The organism is Zongyangia acetica, assembly GCF_038739695.1.
In the GTDB taxonomy this organism is placed as follows: domain Bacteria; phylum Bacillota; class Clostridia; order Oscillospirales; family Ruminococcaceae; genus Zongyangia; species Zongyangia gallinarum.
In genome coordinates, this window is record NZ_JBBEWN010000001.1 from 155742 (window position 1) to 181027 (window position 25286).

The window sequence follows — 25286 nt, forward strand, 5'->3', positions numbered from 1 at the left end:
TAGATCCCCTCCTTGGGATAGGCGGCAGAAGCCGCTATATTTTTTCCAAACGAGCAAAATTTTCCATAATTTTCTTGGTACCCACCTTGTCAAAGGCGATCTCTAACAACCGGTCGTTGCCCATAGGTACCGCTGACAGGACGATGCCGTCGCCAAAAACCTTGTGGCGCACCCCGTCCCCGGGCCCAAATCCGGTCTGGCCCTTCTGCATGGGCTTCCCCGCCCCGCCGATGCCGATGGAGCTGCGCACCCCGTCCTGGATGCCGGGTTTTCTGAAGGGCTTTGTCTCCTGGACAGGCCTGGTGATGATGGTCTTGTCCTCAAAATCACAGAGATTTTTGGGGATCTCCCCGATAAAGCGGGAGGGGCGGTTGCGGGCAGTGGAGCCAAAAATCATCCGCTGAGAGGCGCTTGTTATATACAGGTGCTCCTTGGCCCGGGTAATCCCCACATAGGCCAGCCTGCGCTCCTCCTCCACCTCTGCCGGGTTGTAGATCGACTGCATTCCCGGGAAGATGCCCTCCTCCATGCCGATGAGAAAGACGTTGCGAAACTCCAGGCCCTTGGCCGAGTGCATGGTCATGAGCACCACGCTGTCCTCGTCGGGGTCAAAGTTGTCGATATCGGTATAGAGGGAAATCTCCTCCAAAAAGCCGGAGAGGGTAGGCTCCTCATTTTCTTCACAGTATCTGACAATGTTGGAGCGAAGCTCCTCCACGTTTTCCAGCCGGGTTCTTCCCTCATCCCCCTGGGCGGTAAGCATAAGCCGGTAACCGGTCTGTTCCATGACCTCGTCAAAGAGGTCGCACAGTTCCCCAGACAGGGCCGTTTCGGAAAGCTCCTGGATCATGGCGGCAAAAGACCGCAGCCCCGCCGCTTTCCGGGAGAGGGCGGCATATTCATCCGCCGTGGCAAAGATATCAAAAAGGCTGTTTCCCGTTTGCAGGGCGATCTGCTGAGCCGCCGCCACAGTGGCCGCGCCGATGCCCCGCTTGGGCTCGTTGATGATGCGGTTTAAGCGCACCGTGTCGGCTGGATTGTTGATGACGCTGAGATAGGCCACCATATCCTTGACCTCCTTGCGCTCGTAGAAGCGGAGGCCGCCGATGATGCGGTAAGGGATGGCGGACTTGACCAAGGTCTTTTCCACGCTGTTGGACTGCGCGTTCATTCGATATAACACGGCATGGTCGGAATACCTCTGGCCGTTTGCGACGTCAGAAAGGATGGTATCCGCTACAAACTGGGCCTCCTCCGCCTCGCTGTAAAGCCGCCGGACGCAAATTTTATCGCCGGCGCCGCTGTCGGTCCACAGGTTTTTCCCCTTGCGGGCGGTGTTGTTCTGGATAACCTCATTGGCCGCATCCAGGATGTTCTGGGTGCTGCGGTAGTTTTGTTCCAGCCGGATGACCAGCGCTCCCGGAAACTGATTTTCAAAGCTGAGGATGTTCTCAATATCCGCGCCTCTGAACTTATAGATACTCTGGTCGTCGTCGCCTACCACGCAGATGTTCTGCCGCTTCTGGGCCAGGAGGCTGACCAATCTGTACTGGGCGTGGTTGGTGTCCTGATATTCATCCACCAGGATGTATTTATACCGGTTTTGGTAGTATTCCAAAACATCCTCATTCTCTTCAAAGAGCTGGACAGTCAAACAGATAATGTCGTCAAAGTCCACCGCGTTGGCGTCTTTCAGCCGCTTCTGATACAGCTCATAGACCTTGGCGATGGTGGCCAGCCGGTAATCGCTTCCCGCCTGCTTTGTAAACTCCGCCGGTGTGGTCATGGTATCCTTGCTCCGGCTGATCTGCCCCAAAATCCCCTTGGGGGCAAAGTTCTTATCGCTGATATTTAAATCCTTCAGGCAATCCTTGATGACACGAAGGGAATCGTCGGTGTCATAGATGGTGAAGCTGCTCTTATATCCCAGCCGGTCAATCTCCCGCCGAAGGATCCGTACACAGGCGCTGTGGAAGGTGCCCGCCCCGATATCCTGGGCGTCCTCCCCCAGCATAGAGGCGAGCCGGGATTTTAACTCCCCCGCCGCCTTGTTGGTGAAGGTGATGGCCAGAATATTCCAAGGGCGCACCGGCCGATGGGCCAGAATGGCCGAAAGGGCATCCAGATCGGACTCCTTCCCGTCAATGAAGCCCTGTAAAAAAGCCCGCTGTTCCGGGCTGTATTCCTCAAAATTGGGCGCGCTGTAAGCATCCCCAAACCGGACCATGTTGGCGATGCGGTTGACAAGGACGGTGGTCTTACCGCTGCCCGCTCCCGCCAGGATGAGGACAGGCCCATCAATGCGGAATACCGCTTTTTTCTGCCGTTCATTCATCCGGGAAAAAACCCGTTCCAGCGCTTGTTTTTTTAGTTGGTTGTCTTTTTCCAATTGGCTCACAAAAAAAGTTCCTTTCTTTTCCCAATCGACATATCTGTTGTATTATAACATAAAACCTGCAATTTCTGAAGTGTTGCCGCAAAATTCACAAACCCGTAAAAAAGGGAGCGGTAGACCTACCGCTCCTTTTTTCTCGTTGAGATTATGACGCAGATACCCAGCTCTTACATCAGCGGCGCGAACAGCCGCAACAGGCCCCGGATAAAGCGCTGGGCCAGATTGATCCGATTGCAGTCCTCCAGGGTAATCGGCTGGCACACCTCCAGGGTTTCGAGGTAATCCTTCTTAACCTGCATTACCGCCTGGCATTTGTACATCCACACGCCGCATTCAAAATGCATATACAGGCTGCGGAAATCCAGGTTGATGGTGCCCACCGTCGCCAGTACGTCGTCGCTGACAAAGGTCTTTGAATGGATAAAGCCTGGGGTGTATTCATAAATTTTGACCCCCGCCCGGATCAGCTGTTTATAGTAGGCCCGCGTCAGCAAATGCACATACCATTTGTCTGGGATGTGAGGGGTTACAATCCGTACATCAATACCGTTTTTGGCCGCCAGGGACAGACAGGTGTTCAGTTCATTGTCCACAATGAGATAGGGGGTGTTGATGTACACATAGTCCCTGGCATGGTTGATGATGTTCATATACACCGACTCGCCCACCGTCTCCCCATCCATGGGGCTATCCCCATAGGGCTGGACATAGCCGTCGTCAGGGAACTCATCGTCCCAATGGATTCTCGGCTTAAAACCCTCAAAATCCTGGTCTTCCCGTTGCTGGAAATTCCAGGCCTGAAGGAACATGACTGTCAGGTTCCACACCGCTTCCCCCCGGATCATGATGGAGGCGTCCTTCCAATGTCCGTGCTTTGGATAGGCGTTGATGTATTCATCCGCCAGATTGATGCCCCCGGTGAAGCCGGTGTGGCCGTCGATGACCACAATCTTCCGGTGATCCCGGTTATTCATTTTAATGGAAAGAGAGGGGGTAAAGGGGTTGAATACCTTGGCCTTGATCCCCATCTTTCTGAGCTTCTCGTCATATTTATAGGGCAGTGTCTGGATACTGCCGATGTCGTCATACATCACCCGGACGTCCAGCCCCTGGGCCGCCTTCTCTCGCAGAATGTCCAAAACACTGTTCCACATGATGCCTTCTTCAATAATAAAGTATTCCAAAAAGATATAGTGTTTCGCCTTTTGGAGTTCTTCCTTCAACCGCTCGAACTTTACCTCTCCCGGGGAAAGGTATTCTGTCTCGGTGTTTTTATACACCGGGTAGGAAGCGTAATCTGCAATGTAGTGGGACTGAAGGGCAATCTCTTTGTCCTGGGCTTCCAACTCTTCCAGAATCTCCGGCTCCTGGACCATGAGGGGATTGGTCTGCTTGCAGATATCGTTCATCTGCCGGGCAAACTTCCGGGTGGGACGGTTCACGCCGCAGATAATATAGAAAAGCCCGCCAAAAACAGGCAGCAACAGGATAAGGATGGTCCATGCTAACTTAAAGGAGGGGTTGTCCTTCTGACTGAGCAGCCATATGACAACACCCAGGCTCAACAGCCAGAAAAACGCGTAAACATAGAAAAAATAACTGCTGAGGAAGGCAATCCCGCCCACCAGGACCGCGACCTGGAGCACCAGCAAAAGGCCCACCAAGACCATCCGGCTGAAGATCAGCTTAAACAGCCTTTTGATGAGGCTCATGCTCTTTTTCTCGTCATGTGACACAATTTCACCCTACCTTTATTCTTTTTCTCCACTCTACGAAAGGGATCTATTTTTCATTATAACAGAATTTCTTCAAAAAACAAACAACCGCCGGAATCTTCCGACGGTTGTTTTTTCCATGTAATTTTTCTATTCCACAGTGGCCGCGATTTTTTTCAGGTTGGCCAAGCCTTCCACAGCCAGCTGCTCGCCGGACTCCGCCAGCTTTCTCCAGATGGCGCAGTTGCCGTTGAGCTCCTCAAAGCTGGGATCAAAGGACTCGATGACCAGCGGGCCGTCATAGCCCACCTCTTTGACCGCCTCAAAGAACTCCTTGAAGGGAACAAGTCCGGTGCCCGGAATGCCCCGGTTGGACTCACAGACGTGGACATAGCCCAGATATTCTTTGCCGCAGGTCAGAACAGCATCCCGGAAGCTGGTCTCCTCACGGATCATATGGAAGCAGTCCAGATGTACCTTGATGTTGCCGGTGCCTACATCTTTGCAGTATTTCACCGCGTCCTCGGCAATGTTGAGGAAATGGGTCTCAAAACGGTTGACGCACTCAACACAGATGTTCAGATCGCCCTTGGATTTGGCGTATTCCCCTACTTCTCTCATGCACTCCACAGACCAATCCCACTCCTGCTGGGTTCTGGGCTTCTTGGTCAGATAGCCCCAAGAGGCGTAGTTGACACCGCCCAGCACCTTGGAACCCAGGGCATAGTTGATATCCACCAGCAGCTTCATGGACTTGACCGCCGCCGCCCGGATGGCCGGATCGGGGGAAATGGGGTTTCTCGCGTCATCCAAAGTGGTGGTGGTAACACATTCAATGCCGACGCGGTCCAGTTCTTTCTTTACTTCTTCTAACGGGAAGGTCTCAGGATGGGCGATGGCAAAGTCGATGACCTCAAAGCCCAGATCCTTGGCCTTTTGGATAATCCACAGGTCCTTGGTAGAGAATACCTCGGTCCAGATAAAGGAATCTACGCCGAATTTAAAGTACGCCATTTGTTTTCCTCCTCACAAAGTGAAAATCGTCAAATTATTTCTCGGGAACCTCTTTGGGGCCGGAATTGTTGGGGCCAAAATGCTTGAGGATGACCAGGGGGTCAAACTTGCTCTCATTGACAATGAGCACACCCTTCTTGGCCGCGGCCTCGCTGACAAAGAATTCATCAGAGGTCAGATCTCCGTAGCGGATCATGGTCGGCGCCTCACAGTCATACTTTCCGAATTTGCCGTGGCCCTGAACCAGGATGCATCCATAGCAGGCGTCGTCCTGGATCAATGCCGACTGGCCGGGCAGGATGGTCAGTTCCTTGGCCGCCACATAGGGGTTGGCATAGCAAACCCATTTGTCGACATAGACATCATCCTCGTGGATGGTGATGGGGGCGCGGAAATAATGCTTGCGGTAATCCGGGTCCACATTCTTCTCCCAATCCAGGAAATTCATGATGTAGTCAATGTCCTCTTTCTTATCCTCCGGGCACTGCTGACAGAGGGAATCGTATTTGTTGACCTCTCCAGCGGTGACGTTTTCCATGACCACGTTGCAGTCGGCGTTCCACTGGGGCTCATAGGTGCAGACAGAGGCCGGCGCATGGATGACACCAGGCGGTGTATACCAGCCGGTACCCAGCTGGACCCGGTAAGCACGGGAGAGCTCGGTAATCTTGTTGTCCCTGGTTCTGAACTGAAGCAGGCGCTCTTTGACCTCCTCCTTGGTTACCTCGGGGTCAAAGCCAAAATATGTATAGGGAGCGGTGCCCATGTGGTTATTCATCTGGGGCGAGAAATAATAAGCCTCCGGCTTCTGGTGGTTGCCCACCGCGCGGACGGTCTCCTCCGCCGGATGGATATGGTGGAACAAGGGCCCGTTGTTGTCAAAGAATTTCGCGTACATAGGGAAGGTTCCATATTCATCATAGAGAGCCTTACCAATGATCTCCTCTTTTAGCTCCGCGATGAAATCCTTAAAGAGGATCTTGTCCTCCTTGTCCTCAGACAGGGATACATAGCTGAGTCCTTCGTCCTCTGGAGCCAGAGGGCCATTGGCCGCTGGGCAAACGGAAGAAAACCACCGCTCGGTGATCGCTCCCCGATCCATACCCTTTGCATAGTAATCATCCGGGTGGAGCTTGAGCCTTCTGCCCGGCTGGTTAAAACTTCTCGGAACGAAGTTGGGCACCATCCTGATGACGCCTTCCCCGTCCGCAAACGCTTTCCTGATTCTTGCCGCTTTGTCCATGGTAAACCTCCTCTGAATATCAAAATTTGATAAAAGAGCATTCGGCAGTTCCTTTGCGCTCTGCGTGCCGAAACTGGCAATCTCCATAATTTATTTCCATTTTAGCAAACCCTTCCGTCGATGTCAACAAAACTCCAATGGATCCAATCAGAATATTCATCAGACTCTCACATGAATTTTCCACAAAAAACAAGTTGTCTCTACATCTATTTTCCATAGAATCCAGCAGACAACCAGTGACTTTCAGAAGACAAGATGACAATTCCCGTGCATTTGCATAATTTTGTCCCGGAATCTTTGGTGCCAACTACGCAAAAAAGCGCAGGCAAATGCCCGCGCTTTTTCTATTCTGTATAAAGATCGATGCTGAATTTATTTCGGTCTCCCCGGTATCTGGCCCGGGAATATTCCACCGCTTCTTCCGTCTTGGTGTAAGCCACTGTAGTGACAAAGCACACCGGTTCCCCCGGCTGAATCTGCAAAAGCTTTGCCTCCATCTCATTGGCTGCCAGCGCCTCCAGCACCCGGTGGGCCCGGTAAATCTTGATATGAAAGCGCTCCTCCAGCTCCTGGTAGAGATTGAGGGTGGAAAAATCCACCTGTAAGAGACTTTTAAAGCGCTCATAGGGCATAAAGGTCTCCAAATAGACCATAGGCTCTCCGTCAGCAAAGCGCAGCCGCTCCAGTAGGATACAGAGGGAATCTTCCGGCAGCCCTAGATTGACACAGACTTCGTCATTGGCCGTCACCGTCTTGAGGTTGAGGACCTCGGTGGCAGGCTCCAGCCCCTTCTGGGTCATCTCCACATTATAGCTTTGCAGCTTTTGGAAGAACCTTCCTTCCAGCTTGGGCTTGGAAACAAAGGTGCCTTTGCCCTTGTGGCGATAGAGGTAGCCCTCCGCCACCATCTCGCTCATGGCCTGGCGTACCGTGGGGCGGCTCACCCCGAATTTCTCACACAGTTCGAATTCGGTGGGGAGCATATCTCCTACCTTGAGCTTTCCACTGCGAATCTGTCCAATCAGATATTGCTTAAGCTGGTAGTAAAGCGGCACTGGCGTGTTCCGATCTAATTTAAATTCTTCCATACCATTTTCCAGCACAGCCATCCCTCCTTTATATATGAAATTATGTTAGCACATATTCTCGCCCAGCGCAATGAATTTTTTCCACAATTTTGCGTGTCTCTCTCTATAAACACTCACAAAACACAGTAGTTTCTACCAACTTGCCTTTGAAAGCTCTTAAAAATTAAACGGTAACCTTCTATAAAAATCTACATTTTTTCATAGGATAGGGATATTTTTCCCTTTCTCCCCTTGACAATGGCCTCACTGGGTTCTATAATGTAATTACATTATCACATTTCTTCCTTTCTGTCCAGCTTTGGGGGATTGGCGAGAGAAATTCATAGCCGCAGACAGCGGCAGAACGGAGTAAAATCATGAACCAAGAAAAATTGACTGTAGCACAGTTTGCCAAGCTATTCGACCACACCAATCTGAAGGCCTTTGCCGTGGACAGCGATTTTGAAAAGCTGTGCAAGGAAGCGGCTGATTACGGTTTTCGGATGGTGGCCATCAACTCCTGCCAAACCAAACTGTGCAAAGAGTATCTTAAAGGCACCGATGTCCATGTAGGCGCTGCCATCAGCTTTCCCCTGGGCCAGACCACCATTCCGGTGAAACTGGCTGAAACTGAGGATGCCATCCACAACGGCGCCGATGAGATCGATTATGTCCTCAACATCGGCCAACTGAAGATGGGCAACACCGACTACATCAAAGAGGAGATGCAGGCCATCGTTTCTTTGTGCCGCAAACACAATGTCATCTCCAAGGTGATCTTTGAAAACTGCTATCTTACCAAAGAAGAGATCAAAACCGCGGCCCTCATCGCCAAAGAGGTACAACCTGATTTCATCAAGACCTCTACCGGCTTTGGTACCGGCGGCGCCACTGTGGAGGACGTCCGGCTGATGAAGGAAACCGTAGGGGATCTGGTCAAGGTCAAGGCCGCTGGCGGCATCCGGGATCTGGAAACCTGCCTGGCCCTGGTGGAGGCTGGCGCCGAGCGCATCGGAAGCTCCAGTTCCGTAGCCATTACCGAAGCCTACAAAGCGTCCCTGGAAAAGTAATCCCGAGAGGAGAGTCGTCATATGCCCCAGTACCTATTAGCCCATGATCTGGGCACCTCCGGCAACAAGGCCACCCTTTATACCACCGAGGGGAAGCTGGTGGGAAGCCAGATCTATTCCTATGACACCCATGTCAGCCATGCCAACTGGGTGGAACAAAATCCCGACGACTGGTGGAAGGCGGTCTGCGTCACCACCAAAAATCTTGTCTCATCCATTGATGTCAAAGAAATCGCCGCTGTTTCCTTCAGCGGACAAATGATGGGATGCCTGTGCGTAGATGACAGAGGCAATCCCCTGCGGGAATCCCTCATCTGGGCGGACATGCGCTCCACCAAAGAGATGGAACAGATCCGGGCGGGAATCAGCGATCAGGATTTCTACCGCATTACCGGCCACCGGATCAGTCCCTCCTACGGCGGGCAGAAGCTGATGTGGGTCAAAAATAATGAGCCGGATCTCTATCGGAAAACCTATAAGATGCTCAATGCCAAGGACTATATCCTTCTCAAGCTTACCGGGGAGTTTGTCACCGAATACACCGACGCCTCCTCCACCTGTCTGATGGATCTGGGCCGGCGGGTCTGGTCCGACCAACTCATCGATGTCATGGGCTTGGATAAGGAAAAGCTCCCTCAGCTGCTCGCCTCTACCGACATTGCCGGCACCGTCACCCATCAGGCGGCTCAGGAGTGCGGCCTTCTGGAAGGAACTCCGGTGGTCTGCGGCGGCGGGGATGGGGTCTGCGCCGCTGTGGGCACCGGCTGTGTCAAGGAGGGTATTGCTCACAGCTGTATGGGCACCTCCTCCTGGATTTCCATCACCACAAAGGAGCCTGTCTACGACGAGGAAATGCGCACCTTTACCTGGGCCCATATTGTCCCGGGCTATGTCCTCCCCACCGGTACCATGCAGTGCGGCGGCGGCTCTATGAGCTGGCTGAAAAACACCCTCTGCCAGTATGAGGGCGTATTGGCGGAGCAGCAGCAGGTATCCCCCTACGACATCTTAGAGCAGGAGACCAACCGTTCCCCTGTAGGCGCCAAAGGGCTCCTCTTCCTGCCCTATCTCATCGGCGAGCGCAGCCCCCGCTGGAATCCTCACGCCCGTGGCGCCTTTGTGGGGCTGACCATGGAGCACACCAAGGACGATATCGTCCGAGCCGTTCAGGAGGGCGTCGCCCTGAACCTGGGGGTCGTCATGGACTGCTTTAAAAAGAAGGGGGTCCGCATCGACGAGATGACCCTCATCGGCGGCGGTGCCAAAAGCCGGGCCTGGCGGCAAATTTTCGCCGACATGTACCGCTGTGACATTCAAAAGCCTAACGTGCTGGAGGAGGCTACCTCCATGGGCGCCGCCATCACCGGCGGCGTAGGAGTAGGTGCCTTCGATAACTTCGATGTCATCGACAAATTCCTAACCATCGAATCTGTCCAGCATCCCATTGAGGAAAATTCCAAAGTATATGATTCACTCAAGCCCATATTTGACCAGTGCTATGAAGGCTTGACCGGCGTCTATGAAAAACTGGCCGCCTTTTAGCTAGAGGCTTTATTTCACCCAAAAGACAAAGAAAGTCCCCGCCTTCTGAAACAAGATTGGCGGGGATTTTCTTACTGGCTAAAAAGCCACGAAAAGAGTGGTTATATAATGCCTCAAGAACCGGTTTCTCTCCAGGAGACCCGAGAGGGCATCGCCCACCGCCTATGAGGCTGCGTGGTCATCGCCCACCTCCTCTCATGGGGTTTCGAGGACATCATCCGCCACCACTGCCGCCACATCGCCATTATCGCGGTGGTTGTCTCGGCTTTGTACTTCAAATGCTGGCGGTTGTTGCCATCGGTTTGGCAGTCATTGCCATTGCACTTACCGCTTTCTGACACAGCGTATCCTTTTGGGTACGCTTTTTCTTTTGTACATTTTTTTATTTTCCCCACCTTGTGATTTTGACGGAAGCAAAGTGCAAATCGGTTTTTCGCAGTCCCAGAGGTTTTACCAAAATTCACATGACATTTCGCTATCTGAGAGGATGTTCTCCATAGTTTATTACATAAAATTGCGCATCAATCAACTATAAATTCTCGTCAAATTGTCAAGAAGAGCACTATACTTTTGGCTTTTTCTACAAAATTTGAAAATTAATCTTCCCATTAATATAATTTTGTGCTACAAATGAAGAAGCCATCTGATGCCGCAACACCAAGGTGGCTTCAAGGATAGGGGGCGATTCGCTCTCCTATCGAAATATATTATATTTAAATTTCCGACAAAATTCATCAATATTCTACTATTCATTTCATTATTTCTCTCGCCATGTCGGTAGGAGGAGGATTTCTATGAAAACCCCGATTTACAAAAAATGGTGGTTTTGGGCCATCATTGCAGTTGTCATTCTCGCTATCATCGGCGGAACCATCGGCAATAACGGCCAAAAAACAAATGGCGATTCTTCTAGCATAGCATCGCAGTCTTCTTCAAGCTCTCAAAGCGTCTCAACCACGGCACCGACCACCTCTCCAGCTCCTGAGACCGAGTCCGCCGTTAACCCTCCTGCTAATGACGCAACAACAGGAGAGGCGAATGCACTGGAGCAGGCCGAGAACTATCTTCGTTTTATGGCTTTTTCCTACGAGGGATTGATTGGTCAATTAGAGTATGAGGGATATACCACCGAAGAAGCAACCTACGGCGCAGACAACTGTGGAGCTGACTGGAATGAGCAAGCATTGCTGTCAGCGCAGAACTATCTGGAGGTCAGTGCTTTTTCCTATGCTGGTCTCATTGAACAGTTGGAATATGAGAAATTCACCACTGAACAAGCTACATACGGAGCTGATAACTGCGGTGCAGATTGGAATGAACAGGCTGCAAAATCCGCCGCCTCTTATCTTGAGATCATGTCATTCTCTCGGGAAGAATTGATCGGTCAGCTGGAATATGAGGGATTTACTTCAGAACAGGCGGCTTATGGTGCTAGCCAAAACGGCTATTAATCTATAAGGTCATATCCTCGCGCTAGGCTACCAACATAAGGCAGCAATTGGTAAAGCGGAGGGTTAGTAGCTGTGTATTGCCAATCATTCGAGGCTCTGTCCTCATGCCATTTTGTTTTACACAACAGAATATCTTTAAGGGATGGGGCATTCGCCTCATCCCTTTTTGTTTATGCCAGTCCCAGCAGTCGCACGATACTGGTAAAGAGAAAACAGGCGATCATTCCTGCTCCGGTGGGGATCAGCATGGATATTGCCGTCCATTTGGCACTCTGGGTCTCCTTGCGGATGGTCATGCAGGTAGTGGAGCAGGGCCAATGCATCAATGAAAAAAGCATGGTGGATACGGCTGTTACCCATGTCCAGCCATGGTCTACCAGCAATGTATGCAGTTGGCTCAAGCTCTCATATTCCGTGATCTGCCCTGTAGACATATAGGCCATGATGATAATGGGCACCACGATCTCATTGGCAGGGAAGCCCAGAATGAACGCCATCAAAATAACTCCATCCAACCCCAGCAGTCGGGCAAAGGGGTCCAAGAATCCGGCACAATGTGCAAGGAGACTCATATCCCCCACCACAATATTTGCCATCAACCAGATGATCAGCCCTGCCGGAGCTGCTACAGCAGCCGCACGGCCCAATACAAATAAGGTTCTGTCAAAAATGGACCGGACGATAACTTTGCCAATCTGGGGGCGACGGTAGGGTGGCAACTCTAGAGTGAAAGAGGATGGCACCCCTTTTAAAATAGTCTTAGACAGCAGCTTAGAGATAAATAGAGTCATCATGATTCCCAGTAGGATAACTGCTGTGAGCATCAGGGTAGAAAATATCGACTGGAAGGCACCTCCAAAACTCCCCGCAAAAAACATGGTGATAATGGCAATAAGGGTAGGAAAACGGCCATTACAGGGAACAAAATTGTTGGTAATGGTGGCAATAAGCCGCTCCCTGGGCGAATCGATGATCCGGCATCCCACAATTCCCGCCGCATTACATCCAAATCCCATGCATATCGTCAACGCCTGCTTTCCACAGGCGGCGGCTTTTTTAAAGTATTGGTCCAGATTAAAAGCCACCCGCGGCAGATAGCCGGAATCCTCTAGCAGAGTAAACAGGGGAAAAAAGATTGCCATAACCAGATTTAGGAAAAACCTTCCATATATTTCCATCATCGCAGAACATAAAACTACAATGTGAAAAAGAGAAAAACAAAACCCTTTATCTTTATCCAAATTATACAATTTATTTTAATATTTTTCAATATTCAATGAAAATTTTGTTGTAATAAGTTAAAATATAAACATTTTTCAGTTTTGCTATTTTCAGCTTTTTATCTTATGTAACACAATACCGGCGTGACAGAAAACACTGTCACGCCGGTATTGTGTTACATGTACTCGATTAAGTGAAAATAGCCTTCATATGTCATAAATGAACCAAACCATTATGATAAAACTGTACCAATTGGGAAATCCGTGCCGTTATATGTGGATGGCTAGATTTTAATTTATCTGTCAAACTCATTTTTGACGGCAAACTAATTTTACTTAAGATATAAAGGGCGTTAATCAATTCCTGTCCATACCCAGTATGGTAGGCATATTTGTCAGCTAAAAGCTCACTATACCGGCTATTAAAAGCAATAATGATCTCGCCTAAGGAAAGGAATAGAAAAACAAATACGTCTATCAACATTTTAAAGATATAAACGATAAAAGCCACCACCAGCAGCACAATGTTTTTGCCGGCAACAGAAAAAGTTATGCTGTTAATAAATGCTAGCAAAATCTGTAATACAAAAACGGCAATTGTGAAAATCGCGTTTCCTACTACTTTTATCAATAGAGCCTTTGTATCTCCATTAGCGTGGTGTCCTAATTCATGGGACAAAATTCCCTTTAGTTCCTCTGCGCTAAAAACTTCAATTGCCCCAGCAGTTAATATAACCGTTTTCCTGCCAAGAGCATACGCATTAATAATCATGCTATCTGACATGTACAGTTGTATATCCTTATTTAATGTAGGGGTGCATTTCAGCGCTTCTTGATATACTTCCTGAAAAATTGGATAAAGGTAATTCATTTCATTTTGTGTCCGCAGCGGCCTAGCATTTTCTAAAATTCTGGCTATTGATTCGCCCATTGGAGACAAGGCTATCCCGACAGACGCTATATAAAGCAAACAAGAATAAAGCAATGTAATTTTTAAATCATTTACAAACAATTCCAGTATGATTACAGTGAAACTAAAATATAAAGCGAACCATATCAAATATGCCCAGTTTGACCTTAGGAAACCACCCGTCTTTTTCACTGTTATATTCACCTTCTTTAAAACGGTTTATGAATGTCAAGCAAACAATGTAGATTATTGTCCTTTGACATAAAAATACCCTTTCCTGTCTTTAACCCTTTGATTTCATCTGGATGATATAAAAATTCTCTGACCCTTCTTGCACTTCCTAAACCTGTGTCAGAAGTAGAAAAGTTACTGTTTTGCTGCAATTGATAGGTTACATCCATTGTAGTCCTTGTTCCCAGTATATTTGCCCAATTTTCAGAATTAATTGCGCTATTCTGACGCAAAATAAGATAATTGTTTGTATTTTCGATAATTTGTTCTTTAAACGATTCGTTTACGGCATAGTCTAAGTCTGAAAGGCTTTGGGTTGCCAGAATTGCAGTAATATTTGCACTTCTTGACTTATTAATAAGATCAATTAGGGTAGGGGAGGCATAAGTATTAATCTCGTCAAAAATATAAAAGGCTCTTTGTGGCCTATGCGTAAAACATTTGCTGATAGCTTGCTTAGCGTCTATAAGAAGTAATTTCCCAAATAATGGCGATAATTCGGGATAGATAAGCGGATTTAAAATAAATAAAATAACTGCTTTTTCCTGAATAGCGGTGTAAATATCGATTCCATCTTCTTCGAAAATGCTACCTAATTCACTTTCCGCAATTGTACTAAATCTAGCCGCAGCTCCTTGGGCAATCTTTCCGCATGTATCAGAGATTTCTAAATTTGTAATATGTTCCTCCTTACTGATAATGTCATTCTTTAAAAGATTACTGCTTAAGATATTAAATCTTTCTACTGGCATAGATTGAATAATGCTTTGAAAGGAAAGCGGTATTTCATTTTGCTGCAAGAGAACTATCAGCTTTTGCAGATATCTTTCTGTATTAAACTTATAATGAGGTTCTGACCATTCTGTCATGTTAATAAGCATATCTTTACAGGCTGTTGGACTGGCATTTTTAAAAGGATTATATTTATCTGAATGGATTGGATCAGATAGCGAAATGACATATAATTTTTGTCCCTTACAAATGCGTTGGGTGATCTCAAGAATGGAATTTTTTCCTATATCTCCTTTTCCATCAATAATGAGCATGGGATATTCATTTTCTGCGGCATGTACAATAAAATTGGAAAGCGCCACCGTCTTTCCGCTTCCTGTCGTACCACAGACAAAACAATGTTTACAGGTATCCGGAATAAAAATTTTACGTTGATGGTTGTAGCCTATCAGCGTCCCATCTTCTGTTTTTGGAGAATCTGAAAGATTATGGGCGTTATTTGCCTTTTTTAGCGTCTTCCAAAAATTAAAATATTTCTTTATCATTCGACTCTTTCGTACCTCATTACCGGATAATAAGGCCTACAACTGATAAAATGAAAACAAAAATTAATTCTTTAAAGTTTTCAACTCCATTTAATACTGTTTCAATATTCATCTATTTGTATCTCCGTCCTTTCCAACACTTTTATATTAGGGTACTTGGAATTCATCTCTTTAAGAAATTGATAAATCTTTGAATGCAAATCTGGAATAATCCAAAATTGTCTTTCGTAATTTTTGAAGTTATCTACAACGTTTTTCTCAAATCTTGCTTTAGATTTTAAAGACAATTCAATTTCAACACAATAATTCCTTTCGTCCTTGGTAAAGATAAAATCAGGACAGTGCCTTCTATTTCCAAATCCATCCTTTTTATGTAGCTCTTTTTCTGATACCATATTTTCGTAGGGGATGTCATACCTATAATGAAAGAAAATTGCAGTATCCAAAACGGTCATATCATGATGAATCTGATCGATGCGAATAGATTCCTTTCGGTTTCTGATTCCTAATAAAGCTTTTCCTTTGGGGGTAAGGTGATAAAATCCCGGAAGTCCATACAAAATTTTTTCTCGTTCCAGTAGGTCTATCTTTTGAAGCTTGGCTAATCTTTTGTCGCAAGCTCTCTGACTGGAGAACCCTGCAATCTTACCTATCTGTTTTCCAGTGATAATCCTCCAGCGTTCAACCTCTTTTAAAATCGTATAATCCCTTGATACAACTCTTATCCCAGCCATGTGACACCGTTATAACCCTTTATTGTATTTTCTAAAAACAGAATATGCATCTTTTGGGAAATATATGACTGTTTTGGAGCTTTTATGTAAAAACGGTTTTATCATATTACTTGTCCATAGTACAAATATCTATATTGCTGTTGTTTTGTGGTCGTAAGACTTAAAACAAACGATTTCTTTTCTTTTTCTACTTTAAATCGTTTGTTTGTTGATTGGCTTTTTACAATCCCGTCAGAAAAAACAACATGCAAACCGCTTTTATATAACCTGTCTTTCAAACTATATCCTATTCTCTTTATTTTTCATTCATTATCGATTAATTTTTATTATGTTTGTTCTATGTTTTTACTTTGGCACTTTATACGTATAAAATCTGCTAGTGCATATACACATAAAAAGAAAAAATGTCTTCCCATGATGTGCGTGCGGGGTCTCGGGTTGTAAAGACGAGACCCCGCACGCACAGACAACATTTTTTATGTGTATATTGGCACTTGCAGGCTTTTGTGATTTTACTTGAATTGTAAAAAGTGTTCTTCTTAAGAAAGAACACTTTTTGCACGGCTGAAGCTACATTCTAAAATATAAGAACGCTGGATTATTAATCCAGCGTTCTCCATTGTTTTTACTAGAATAGATTAATTGAAGCTGTTATACCAATCTTCTACCTCTTCTACTGTGTCCATATCTTTACCGTGAATACTTGTTGGGTCTGTGCTGGTCACAAATTGCCCATTTACAATAGTATACTTAAAAGATACACAATTTTGGTGTCTAGTATCATAAGTACTTGCTATACGGCCACATTGCCCTACAGGTACATCTGATTGAAGTTGTAGACGAGTTGCAACATTGCAGCAGTTCTTAATATTAATCGAATTACCAGCTATACCGCCAACTCCGGTAGACTGTTTTAATAATCCGTCTACTGCCATCTCTGCAGCCCAACTATGATCTATAACATCAATTAAAGCTTCTATATTTCCTTCATTATAGCAATGTTCGATGTTAGGATATGAACCCCATCCGCCGCCTAATATACCGCCGGCATATAACTGAAGACAATCAGATAGTTGCACATATGTGTCTATATCACAGTAGTTTTGGCAATTGATTATTTCTGCGTATTCATTTGAATAACCAACAATGCCACCTATATAACCACCAGTTGAGTTTATAGTCATATTACCACTGACACTGCAATTTTCTAAAGTTGTTTTGGCAGATTCACTGCCAAATAACTTTCCAACTAGAACTGCGTGACATGTTGTTGAATAACTGGAATCACAGGAAATCGATGCATTTTTAACATTAAGGTTTTTAATTTTTGCTCCGTCAGAAACGGTTCCAAAAATCGCGGCACCACAATATTCAGTATGTCCTTTAGAATCAATTTCTTCACTTAAATCGAAGCCAGTTGAGGAACCTGAAATTGTAAAACCGGTTATATTGTATCCATTGCCATCTAATATACCGGTGAATGGATTGGTAGATGTTCCAATTGGCGCCCAAAAAGTAAAGTCAGCTAAATCGATATCATTTAATAGAACATAATGTGCATCTAAATTTTTTCTGATATCATTAAATTGTTCAGGTGTTGATATATAAATAATATCACCAGTGGATTCAGAAAGCTTTAGATAGATAGTTCCAATATCCATTGATTCATTGTCGAAAGATTCTAAAGAATATAGATAATCTTCATATCTGTCTTTTTTAAAGCTTATGCTGGTTAACTTTGCTGTATTGCCTGATGGAACGTCTAAATTGAATTTACCATCTGTGGATGTAGTAGCCGTAGATACAACAATTTCGTTCTCGTTTTCGTCAATTCCATTTAGAGAAACTTCAACACCGTCAAGAGAGCTCTGTGTTTCAGAGTCTACTACTTTTCCGAAAATGCTGGTAGAGGGACTTGGACTTAAAAACACAGTTCCAATATCGACATTTTCGCTAGAATTGGGTGTTATAGGAGATATGTATTCATCGTATCCATCTTTTGTGAATCGAAGCGCTGTTATATCAGCCATATTATCCTTGGGTACAGTTAAATTAAACGTTCCATCTTCTTGGGTCTGACTCGCAACTATAGTTACATCCTGGTCATCTTTGTCAATACCTTTGAGAGAAACTATGACCCCTTCCAGCTGCTTTTCTGTTTTGGCATCTATTACTCTTCCCGTGAAGGTAGGTACCATCTTTGTCATCTCTATGGGGTCGGATAATATGTACAATCCTCCTTCTTCAAGAGGCACAGTTATGGCATATTCATCAAAATATTTTTCGACTTTATACCAGTCCTTTGAGAACTTCAATTCATAGGTACCGGCAGGCAGTGAAACAGAGAAATCACCTGTTTCTGCTGAACTGGTAATGGTCTGATAAAGTTCATCAGAAGAATAAATCTCGATTGTAGCTTCAAGTGGATTGCCAGTTTCCGCTTCACAGACCTGTCCGTAAATTGTACCGTAATCAGAATTTGGGTTATAATCGTCTGATACCTGTATTGCCTTTTCTACGGCGGCCTTAGCATTCACCATCGGATAAGTAGGCCTAGGGTCACCACTGTTCCGGCTATTTACCTTTGTTGTTGCTGTGCTTGTAACAATATCCTTTACAACCGAAGGGGTAAAATCAGGATTGACAGCCCAAACCATAGAAGTTATACCGCTGACAATGGGAGCGGCCATGGATGTTCCAGGCCTATTACCATAAGAGCCATCCTCACCACCAGTTACAATAGTACTAAAAACATCTTGCCCGGGAGCGCAAACGGTTACGGCGTCTCCGTAATTAGAGAATGTCGTCAATTGATATTCGCCATCAGATGTTTTTTTCTTATCCACGGCGCCGACAATCATAAAGGAATCGTAAAACTCGTCTTTAGAGAAATATTCACCTGTTCCAAATTCATCATCGTAAGCCTGTTGCACACGATCTATGATATTATCATTGATACCTGCAAAACCATTAGCATTTTTAGTATCTATACCTATGTTGTTTTCATTTCCATTACCAGCAATAGTCACAATGATAAAGTTAGGTCCAAATTTATGCAGGAACTGTGCAATATATTTTGCTTGCTCATATCCTCGTTTATATATTTTGTCCGAAGTTAAACCATTATTTTCCTGATAGAGTGAGTAGTTTATCACCTTAGCTCCTTGCTCTAGTAATTTATCAATCCCATCCATTGTCTCATCTGAATTTGTTTTTTCTGATGAGCCAGGAAATACATCATATCCTAACAAATCGGCATTCCGGACAATTCCCGTGATTCCACGCCCATTATTCGGCGTTGCGCCTATAATTCCCGCTACATGTGTGCCATGGTCATTTATTGTGTTTTCCTGTTCGTTTAAAACTGTTATATTTAAGTCCTCGTGACCTATATCAAATCCATTATCGGCAACGCCGATTTTCATATGGTGAAAATATTGACTATAATTCCATGCGGAAGGCACATACGTCGCCTCTAACCACCAGTTCAATCCATCAGGATTATTTTCATCCCATATAACACCGTTGATTCCATTAACTTCATCTTTCCATGTGTCATTTGGAATAGAGGATACAGCACCGACAGTAAGACCAATAAGATCATATGTTGCTGTTATTACACCATCCATATCTTCCAACTGTTCACATAATTCTTGCAGTCCTTTTTCATCTCTAGGAGGAATTTCTACTTTATATTGGTCAAGGGATTTATTGGAACCTATAATCTTTCCGTCGATACTTTCGCAAATTGCACGCCTTTCCGCTTCTGGCAAATTCTCGTTAAAGAAGATAAACACCATGTTGTTGACATAGCCATACGTTTTTTCTTTATTTGTATAGACGATGTTCTCTTCTTTCGGAGTATATCCTCCTTCTGGAATTTCTTCATATTCGTCGTTATCATCTGTAGTGTTATCCAAGACATAGCTTACGACCGCCGGTAATGGGACTGGCTTATTGTTAACTGTAATATATTTTGAAAGGTTGATATAACTATATTCGATGTCTTTGTTGCCTTCCAATGCATGAATCTGCAAATTAGGCAGAACGCTCCCAGCAATCGCGATACACAGAATAAGGGAAAGGATTCTTTTTGCCTTCTTCATTTTAACGGATACGACAACAATAGCCGTCACGCTAATCAAAAAGGCAACAAAAACTATACCGAAATAATTAGTATCCCCTGTATTTGGAGACTCTTTATCGGAAGTTTGCATTGCAATTTCATTCTGATTAGCCTGATTGGACACTGTAGAATTCGTTAATCCTGTGTTGGACGAGTCACCGCCGCCAATAGGAGGGTTTTCATCTCCCTCCGTGTTTTCATTGCCAGACGTGGATTTTTCAGCTTCATATGTAGTTTTCAGCATTAACGTCTCACCAGAGCCTAAAGATTCCTTGCTGATTGACGAGCTAGCCTCGTCGGCTAGTTTAAACCCATTCGGAGTAATACTTTCAATTTTTACATCCGTTATATTGGAGTCATTCTGATTAGTTGCGCTGATTGTAACAGAAATCGATTCGCCCTCTTCGTACTCTTCTTTATCTGTCGTGATTTCAACTTCGATTCCATCTTCTTGCACTGTTGAGGCCAATACAGTTAAAGAACAAAAAGTGAATATCAATATGATACTTAAAAATAAACCAACTATTTTTTTCACAAAAACCCCTCCTGTTTTTTCCACTTCACACAAAAGACATTTAATTAGGATATACTAATGCCTGTGATAGCTATTATTTTCCGAAAGCTGCTATCTTTCGGAAAATAATCTCAAAATCCCCATTTTATCAATCTTTTTTGCAATAAAAATTCCACCCCACCCCTGTAAAAAATTAGATTATCCGCACATTAATTTTAGGCTTTTCATATACTTGCATTTTAAATGGTAGGATGAATGTACGTAGGTGCTAAGTGTAATGCGGACATCTGAATGACCTAATATTTCACTTAATGTCTTTATATCAAATTCAGCCTCAATACATCTAGTAGCAAAAGTATGTCGTAACGCATGAAAGTTAATTTCTCTTATATTGCATTCTTTTAAACATTTCTTGAAAATGTTTGTGTATGACCTAGGTTCAATATACCTATGATTTCCTGAAAGGATATAACAATCAGGCGAACTTTCTTTATATAAAGATATAAGAATGTCCACGATAGCTGTAGGCAACGGAATATATCTCGGTTTTCCCGATTTTGGGGTATCTATAATAATTTTCGTTTTATTAGCAGAATTCTGATCTATATTTTTAATCCTCTGCATACTTTTATTTATTTTTAGAATCCCATTTTCCCAATCAATGTCGTTTACACGTAAGGCACATAATTCGCCGATTCGTATGCCTGTATAAAGGCACAGCAAAATCCCCACTATTTTATAATCGAGGTGATTATAGATATATTCTTCGAGATGTCTCTGCTCGGTCTGTGTAAGAATTTCTATCTCACGCATATCTTGTCGGGGTTTTACAGGGGAAAAAGGGTAAAACTGGACATACTTATTCTCATAGGCGAATTTTAGGATAGAGGTTAGAATTGTTGAAATATTCAGAATGGTTTTTGCAGATAATCCCCCTGCGCCATCTGCTCTTCCATTATTATATTGCTGAATAATGAATTGGTCGATTGCCTGCTTGTTTAATTCTTCTATTTTTAATTTACCGATTGTACCAATGATATGATTTTTTAAAATGACCTGATATGTAGAAAAAGTGGATGGCTTTACTGAAACTTCAAGGTTATTAAGCCATAAAGGGATTAGATCATTTACTTTCATCTGAGACTTTTTGCTCATATTCTCATCATTCCTTTCTGAAATTTGGAAATTTACCAAATTATTTTTCGCTAAAAATCTTGACTAATTTTGATATATTTTATAGAATTAAGTCAATAGTTTAAAGACTAAATTATTTTCCGAAAGATAGCAGCTTTCGGAAATTCTTAGAAAATGATGTCACTTTATTTAATTATATTCATTTGATTGTTATTTTATTAAAAACTGCTAAAAGAAGTTTGATGCTTTATTTTAAATATATGTATGAGTAACAAAAACCGTACGGGACTAAAAAGTCCCGTACGGTTTTTCTTTAAAAAGTATGGAATTGAACATCTTCAATACGAACTATGCGGCTTTTAGCACTGGTCTTTTTGCTAGATACGATTATCTTATCGACAAACTTTACTAAAAACTGTCTCTTTTCTGATTTGGTCAATAGATCCCAATTCTCTTTTAAATTTGTGATAATATCTTCTTTCTTAATCTTCTCTTCCTTTTCTTTAAACTCGTTTTTTTCTATTTCTTGTATTTTTGTGATCAAAAGCCCCTTTTCTTTTTCTATTAATTCTTTTATTTCTGAGTAGTCTCTCAAGGCAATGCTTCCAGCAATATAGGAAGCTGCCGCTTCCTTTCCCTTTTGCTCCATCGCTTTTAATCGTTTGTGAAGCCCTTCTAATAAATCGGCGTTTTGCTTTTGTCGTTCTTGTTCCCCCGCTATGTCAACACAGTCGGATATTTCAAAATCTTCAATGTGTTCTATATAGGCCTTAAAGGCTTCTTCCACCTTTTTATGGGTGACATTGCTTGCGTCGCAAGTTTTTTTGATGTAATTTCGGCAACGATAGTCCACTTGTATGACCATATCCCCATCTTTATGTTTCAGGTAATTATTGTGCGATACCATTTTCCCGCCACATTTTCCGCAATATAAGACACCTAGAAAATAGCTATCTTCTTTTGGTCGCTTTGTATAACTTTTTACCGATATTTTTTTTATTAATTCTTGAGCCTCTTCATATAATTCTTTCGATACAATCGGTTTATGTACTCCATCTGTCTCAAAACTTCTCTTTTTATCTTTTGTAGAGTACCTGACCCTTCCTATATAATTGCAGTTAGTAAGCATATTTTTTATCGTTCTAGTGTACCAAACAGCGTTTTCTTTTGTAGGAATCTTTCTGTCATTTAATTCTTTCGCAATTTCAAAACATGACATTTGTCTATTAACAAACATGTCAAATACCTCCCTGACTATGCTTGCCTCGGCTTCATTGACAGTTTGTATTTTTTCTCCAATACTCCTATCATATCCATAGCTCATTGTTCTAGTCGCTAGGGTATATCCTTCTCTCACTTTTCTTTCAAAACCAATTTTAGTCCTTTCAATTATATTTTCTCTTTCGAATTCTGCAAAAATACCAATAATCTTTATGAACATGCGCCCATTGGCAGTTTTTGTATCAATGCTCTCACTTAATGAGTTAAAGCCGCAATCATACTGATTGAAGAGATTAATTAGATAAATTAAATCTGCGGTATTGCGTGTCAAACGATCAATTTTAAAGACTAGAACATTATTGATTCTTCCATTTTTTAAGTCATCAATTAATTCAACAATTGCCGGTCGGTCTTTTATATTTTTCCCGCTTATTCCTTCATCAGCATAGACCTTATAGACATTCCATTCCTTAATTCTGGAATAGTCTTTTAATTTTTGTATCTGAGCTCGTATCGAATATCCTTCTTTTGCCTGCTCTTCTGTTGACACCCTTACATAAATCCCTGTTTCCACCATAATAAATCGCTCCTATCCCTGATTTTAGATAGAGGATTTATTTTTTTCCTTCTTTCTTGGAATAGATGTTTTTAAAAAGAATTCTAACATTTTTGCCTGTAAATTCTTTGGTAGCACTATTTTTTTCTTATTATCTGTCATGATTCACCCCTATAATTGAAATATGTTTAATTATATTATTCGTATGGGATAATATGACAAATACCAAGCGGTTTCATCCGATTTCCAAGAGAAAATATACTGTTAGGTTTTTCTTGAATCTGGTTATCGGCGGCAGCATCACCGAGACTACCCACGCCAACACCCGATAGACTCCCTGAATCAGAGCCCCATACAGCCAGCTGGGAGCACCGCACCACAGCAGAAAATCCCCCAACCGGTCTCCCAACCAAAAAAGTCCGTCGGATAACCACTGGGAGGGATAGTTGGCGCCGGTAATGGTCAGCCAGAAAATGGCCGCCAACAGCAGAAGCATCACCGGAATTCCCGTCCATCGGCTGGTCAGGATCTTATCCAGCCTCCGGTCCCAAGCGCTGTAATTGCTCCGTCCAAAGGATACCACATCGCCGCATACGTGTTCCGCTGTCATCACCAGGCAGGAGACAATGTCGTCCTTCATCTTTTCCGGGGAAATCCCGCTTCTTCTTAACCTTTCCCTTGCCTCCTCTAATTTTTCCGCCACAAGGGGATCTTCCCGCAGATCTTCTTCTAAATATTCCGTCAAGCTTTGAACCAGCGAAGGCTCCTGATCCAGAAGCTTCAGGGAAATCCATCGGGCATTCAGCCTTTTTCCCAGCTTCTCCGCCACAACAGGCTCCAGTAGGGCGATGGCATCCTCAATGGGCTTGGTATAGCGGACTTTCACCGTTTCCCGCCGTTCCTTTTGGGAGACTGTCGCCTCCACCTGATCCATCAGCTCGGTCAGGCCCTTTCGGCTGCGGGCGCTGGCTCCCACTACCGGGATCCCCAGGTTTTCGGCGAGCTGACCGCAGTCGATGCGGATATTTTTGCGCCGCGCCTCATCCATCAGGTTGACACAGACTACCACCCGATCGGTAATCTCCAAGGTTTGGAGTACCAGGTTCATGTTCCGCTCCAGACAGGTGGCGTCGCAGACTACCACCACCGCATCCGGCTCCCCGAAGCAGATGAAATCTCTGGCCACCTCCTCTTCAGCGGAGTGGGCCAGCAAGGAGTAGGTGCCAGGAATATCCACCAGGATATATCCCTTTCCCTTATGTACAGCCCTGCCCTGGGCATTGGTCACCGTTTTTCCCGGCCAATTTCCTGTATGCTGCCTGAGCCCCGTCAGCTCGTTGAAAACCGTGCTCTTCCCCACATTGGGGTTTCCCGCCAGCGCCACCACTTGATCGTCGATCTCTGCCCGCTCGATGGTCAGCCCCCGGTCCACGGCGCCAAGGCCGGTGGACTTTGCTGTCAAGCCCATATGCTCGCCCTCCATTCACACAAAAGCGCGGATGATCCACCCATCCGCGCTATCTCTGTACCCTTCGACTTTAACTGTATTGGACTACCACCTGAGAGGAGTCCTCAGAACGCAGCGCAATGACGGCGCCGCGGATTAAGTAGGCCACCGGATCCCCCGCCGGGCTTTTTTGTAGGCAGGTGATATTGGTTCCCTCAATCAGACCGATGTCCTGGAGCCTGCGGCGCATGCTCCCGGTGGAGAGAAGGCAGCTTACCCGTGCCGACTGCCCCTCCTGGATTCCATTGAGGGTGACGCGATGTTCATTCATATTGTCATACTCCTGTTCATAAAATGAGAATATATCCATTGTGATCCCCTGTTGCCAGGGGACGAATGATTGTGAGATTTAGGGAAGG

Annotated in this window: 16 protein-coding genes and 1 pseudogene; 3 read left to right on the forward strand and 14 right to left on the reverse strand. The window is 44.7% G+C overall.

What is annotated here, in order from left to right; genetic code table 11:
• Nucleotides 1-34 precede the first annotated feature (34 nt).
• From WGC32_RS00790 to WGC32_RS00810, 5 genes are all read right to left on the reverse strand, one after another.
• On the reverse strand, nucleotides 35-2335 hold the full coding sequence (locus tag WGC32_RS00790; protein WP_462933608.1) for an ATP-dependent helicase: 2301 nt from the start codon (nucleotides 2333-2335) through the stop codon (nucleotides 35-37).
• Nucleotides 2336-2562: 227 nt separating this feature from the next.
• Nucleotides 2563-4098: a cardiolipin synthase gene (gene cls, locus WGC32_RS00795; RefSeq protein WP_342680490.1), complete on the reverse strand. Its 1536-nt coding sequence runs from the start codon at nucleotides 4096-4098 to the stop codon at nucleotides 2563-2565.
• Nucleotides 4099-4260: 162 nt separating this feature from the next.
• Nucleotides 4261-5124 (reverse strand): sugar phosphate isomerase/epimerase family protein, encoded by an 864-nt coding sequence (locus tag WGC32_RS00800; protein WP_342680350.1) that lies wholly within the window; start codon nucleotides 5122-5124, stop codon nucleotides 4261-4263.
• Nucleotides 5125-5158: 34 nt separating this feature from the next.
• Nucleotides 5159-6367: a hypothetical protein gene (locus tag WGC32_RS00805; protein WP_191482148.1), complete on the reverse strand. Its 1209-nt coding sequence runs from the start codon at nucleotides 6365-6367 to the stop codon at nucleotides 5159-5161.
• 344 nt (nucleotides 6368-6711) lie between these two features.
• Nucleotides 6712-7470: a GntR family transcriptional regulator gene (locus tag WGC32_RS00810; protein ID WP_342680351.1), complete on the reverse strand. Its 759-nt coding sequence runs from the start codon at nucleotides 7468-7470 to the stop codon at nucleotides 6712-6714.
• A 341-nt stretch (nucleotides 7471-7811) separates the two neighbouring features.
• Between WGC32_RS00810 and deoC the strand changes: the two genes are divergently transcribed.
• The 3 genes from deoC (at nucleotide 7812) to WGC32_RS00825 (ending at nucleotide 11497) form a co-directional block, all read left to right on the forward strand.
• A complete protein-coding gene (gene deoC, locus WGC32_RS00815) occupies nucleotides 7812-8504 on the forward strand; it encodes a deoxyribose-phosphate aldolase (RefSeq protein ID WP_342680352.1) in 693 nt (230 codons plus the stop codon).
• Nucleotides 8505-8525: 21 nt separating this feature from the next.
• Nucleotides 8526-10046, forward strand: coding sequence for a xylulokinase (gene xylB / locus WGC32_RS00820; protein WP_342680353.1), 1521 nt, complete (start codon nucleotides 8526-8528; stop codon nucleotides 10044-10046).
• Nucleotides 10047-10840: 794 nt separating this feature from the next.
• The gene (locus WGC32_RS00825) at nucleotides 10841-11497 is read left to right on the forward strand and encodes an Ltp family lipoprotein (RefSeq protein WP_342680354.1); all 657 of its coding nucleotides are present in this window, start codon (nucleotides 10841-10843) and stop codon (nucleotides 11495-11497) included.
• Nucleotides 11498-11667: 170 nt separating this feature from the next.
• Here the strand turns inward: WGC32_RS00825 and WGC32_RS00830 are convergent.
• The 9 genes and pseudogenes from WGC32_RS00830 to WGC32_RS00870 all read right to left on the reverse strand — a co-directional run.
• A pseudogene (locus WGC32_RS00830) lies at nucleotides 11668-12639 on the reverse strand (nucleoside recognition domain-containing protein); the annotation flags it as partial.
• Between the two features lie 292 nt (nucleotides 12640-12931).
• The gene (locus WGC32_RS00835) at nucleotides 12932-13819 is read right to left on the reverse strand and encodes a M48 family metalloprotease (RefSeq protein ID WP_342680355.1); all 888 of its coding nucleotides are present in this window, start codon (nucleotides 13817-13819) and stop codon (nucleotides 12932-12934) included.
• Between the two features lie 17 nt (nucleotides 13820-13836).
• On the reverse strand, nucleotides 13837-15135 hold the full coding sequence (locus WGC32_RS00840) for a type IV secretory system conjugative DNA transfer family protein (RefSeq protein WP_342680356.1): 1299 nt from the start codon (nucleotides 15133-15135) through the stop codon (nucleotides 13837-13839).
• A gap of 101 nt (nucleotides 15136-15236) precedes the next feature.
• Nucleotides 15237-15869 carry a hypothetical protein gene (locus WGC32_RS00845; RefSeq protein ID WP_342680357.1) on the reverse strand — a complete coding sequence of 211 codons (633 nt, stop codon included), beginning with the start codon at nucleotides 15867-15869 and terminating at the stop codon, nucleotides 15237-15239.
• Nucleotides 15870-16507: 638 nt separating this feature from the next.
• Entirely contained in the window at nucleotides 16508-20530 is a 4023-nt protein-coding gene (locus WGC32_RS00850; protein ID WP_342680358.1) for a S8 family peptidase, read from the reverse strand.
• 177 nt (nucleotides 20531-20707) lie between these two features.
• Nucleotides 20708-21664: a tyrosine-type recombinase/integrase gene (locus WGC32_RS00855; protein ID WP_342680359.1), complete on the reverse strand. Its 957-nt coding sequence runs from the start codon at nucleotides 21662-21664 to the stop codon at nucleotides 20708-20710.
• Between the two features lie 292 nt (nucleotides 21665-21956).
• Entirely contained in the window at nucleotides 21957-23441 is a 1485-nt protein-coding gene (locus tag WGC32_RS00860) for a recombinase family protein (RefSeq protein ID WP_342680360.1), read from the reverse strand.
• A 214-nt stretch (nucleotides 23442-23655) separates the two neighbouring features.
• Nucleotides 23656-24888: a FeoB small GTPase domain-containing protein gene (locus WGC32_RS00865; protein ID WP_342680361.1), complete on the reverse strand. Its 1233-nt coding sequence runs from the start codon at nucleotides 24886-24888 to the stop codon at nucleotides 23656-23658.
• A gap of 70 nt (nucleotides 24889-24958) precedes the next feature.
• Nucleotides 24959-25198 carry a FeoA domain-containing protein gene (locus WGC32_RS00870; protein WP_191482746.1) on the reverse strand — a complete coding sequence of 80 codons (240 nt, stop codon included), beginning with the start codon at nucleotides 25196-25198 and terminating at the stop codon, nucleotides 24959-24961.
• Between the last annotated feature and the right edge of the window lie 88 nt (nucleotides 25199-25286).

Bases quoted from the DNA above. Each gene is read 5' to 3' on its own strand.
- WGC32_RS00790 (WP_462933608.1), bottom strand. From the start codon at position 2,335: ATGAATGAACGGCAGAAAAAAGCGGTATTCCGCATTGATGGGCCTGTC.
- WGC32_RS00800 (WP_342680350.1), bottom strand. From the start codon at position 5,124: ATGGCGTACTTTAAATTCGGCGTAGATTCCTTTATCTGGACCGAGGTA.
- WGC32_RS00805 (WP_191482148.1), bottom strand. From the start codon at position 6,367: ATGGACAAAGCGGCAAGAATCAGGAAAGCGTTTGCGGACGGGGAAGGC.
- deoC (WP_342680352.1), top strand. From the start codon at position 7,812: ATGAACCAAGAAAAATTGACTGTAGCACAGTTTGCCAAGCTATTCGAC.
- xylB (WP_342680353.1), top strand. From the start codon at position 8,526: ATGCCCCAGTACCTATTAGCCCATGATCTGGGCACCTCCGGCAACAAG.
- WGC32_RS00825 (WP_342680354.1), top strand. From the start codon at position 10,841: ATGAAAACCCCGATTTACAAAAAATGGTGGTTTTGGGCCATCATTGCA.
- WGC32_RS00840 (WP_342680356.1), bottom strand. From the start codon at position 15,135: ATGATAAAGAAATATTTTAATTTTTGGAAGACGCTAAAAAAGGCAAAT.
- WGC32_RS00845 (WP_342680357.1), bottom strand. From the start codon at position 15,869: ATGGCTGGGATAAGAGTTGTATCAAGGGATTATACGATTTTAAAAGAG.
- WGC32_RS00855 (WP_342680359.1), bottom strand. From the start codon at position 21,664: ATGAGCAAAAAGTCTCAGATGAAAGTAAATGATCTAATCCCTTTATGG.
- WGC32_RS00860 (WP_342680360.1), bottom strand. From the start codon at position 23,441: ATGGTGGAAACAGGGATTTATGTAAGGGTGTCAACAGAAGAGCAGGCA.
- WGC32_RS00865 (WP_342680361.1), bottom strand. From the start codon at position 24,888: ATGGGCTTGACAGCAAAGTCCACCGGCCTTGGCGCCGTGGACCGGGGG.
- WGC32_RS00870 (WP_191482746.1), bottom strand. From the start codon at position 25,198: ATGAATGAACATCGCGTCACCCTCAATGGAATCCAGGAGGGGCAGTCG.